Genomic DNA, 1,672 nt, shown 5'->3' on the forward strand with positions numbered 1-1,672 from the left:
CTAGGGTGTTGACTTTGGGTGTTTTGAGGTGATATTTCTTCATACATAATATATGGCTCAAAATCTCCTCAAAAAATTGGTGGTTAATGAAAAAATTAAAAAGTTCGTCCAGCCGATTAGTTCGTCTGTTTAAACAAAGTCGAGAGAATTGGAAAGAAACGGCACTTGAAAGACTTTCAATTGTTAAGAGCGCTAGAAATAAAAATTAGAGATTTATCTCTTTCACGGGAGAATTGGAAAAAGCGTGCTATGAAAGCAGAAAAAGAATTACGTATCTTTCGCACCAACTCAGATGATGTAAAAAAAAAGGAGAAGAAGCTTACGAAAAAATAGAGGAACTAACAGCTATCGGGCATCATTACAGCATTCAAATAATACAAAAAGCAGTACAACAAACAGTTGATTGTGGAAGTAGCTTACGAGGAGTTGAGAAAAACCTGAAGTTGGACGCATCAGAGTCTGAAATTTCTACTCCAAATTTTAGTAGTATAAGGAATTGGTTAGGACGAATTGGGTTGTACGAGCTTCAAAGAATAAAAGAATATCGAACTGATTGGGTTTTCATTATTGACCTAACAGTAGAACTAGGAAAACAAAAATGCTTGGTGATTTTAGGAGTTTCTCAACAATACCTGGACTCAACCGTTTTTCCAGAAAAGCGAGGACTAAAACACCATGATGTTCAACTCTTAGCCCTAGAAATTATGGACTCTACCAGAGGAGAACTTATCGAACAAAAGCTCTGTGAACTGACTGATATGGTTGGTTGTCCAGTACAAATAATAGCAGATCATGGCAGTGATATCGAAAAAGGAATTAAACTTTACTGTTCAAAAAATCTCTCTGTTATTTATACGTATGATGTAACCCATGCAATGGCTTTATTACTGAAACATGAGTTAGCGACCTCAGAAAAATATCAATCTTTTATCCAAAAATGTAACCAGTGCCGACATCAACTCCAACAAACAGAGTTATCATTTATTTCCCCTCCATCTCAACGCTCTAGCTGTCGTTATTTCAATATTGAAAAGTTAATTAATTGGGCGCAAAAGCTTTTGAATTGTCCCATCGAAACTTTACTAAAATTAGCACCAACTAGTGACCCAGAAAGCCTTAATAAAAAACTAATTATGAAATTTACTTGGTTAAGAGACTATCAAGAGGAACTTGGTATTTGGGAGCAAATGGTTTTGATGACTAGGACAATAGAAGCTCAACTCAAAATCACCGGAATTAACCAACAATCTAGAATTGATTTTGAGAATAAGCAATTTCCAACCTCAACTAATCTTATTTCGGTTTTTCGACATAATATTCTTGAATATATTACAGTTCAAAGTTCCCAAATTCCTCTAGAAAAGACTTTTTTGGTGACTTCCGATATAATTGAATCTATTTTTGGTAAATACAAACATTTTTCTTCTAGATGTCCTTTCAAACAGATAGGTCAGATGATTCTAAATATTTCTTTATGTACTATAAATTTCACTGGTCTGATGGTTAAGGAGGCATTAGAAAATGTTCGCTATCTTGACCTTTTGGCTTGGTCATCTCAAGTTTTTGGTCAGTCCACGCTCTCAAAAAGAAAAATCGTATTTTCAACCTCGGATGACGACACAGAATTTGCATGAACTTTTGTGGACAATTTTCCCACAAAGTCAACACCCTA

General features: G+C 34.9%; 2 protein-coding genes. Both read left to right on the forward strand.

The window, feature by feature from the left end; all coding sequences use genetic code 11:
* Positions 1-165 precede the first annotated feature (165 nt).
* A complete protein-coding gene (locus tag CDG77_RS34825) occupies positions 166-333 on the forward strand; it encodes a hypothetical protein (protein WP_223270170.1) in 168 nt (55 codons plus the stop codon).
* Positions 334-443: 110 nt separating this feature from the next.
* Positions 444-1,634, forward strand: coding sequence for a hypothetical protein (locus CDG77_RS34830; RefSeq protein ID WP_094333649.1), 1,191 nt, complete (start codon positions 444-446; stop codon positions 1,632-1,634).
* Positions 1,635-1,672 lie beyond the last annotated feature (38 nt).

Source organism: Nostoc sp. 'Peltigera membranacea cyanobiont' 213 (genome assembly GCF_002245975.1).
In the GTDB taxonomy this organism is placed as follows: domain Bacteria; phylum Cyanobacteriota; class Cyanobacteriia; order Cyanobacteriales; family Nostocaceae; genus Nostoc.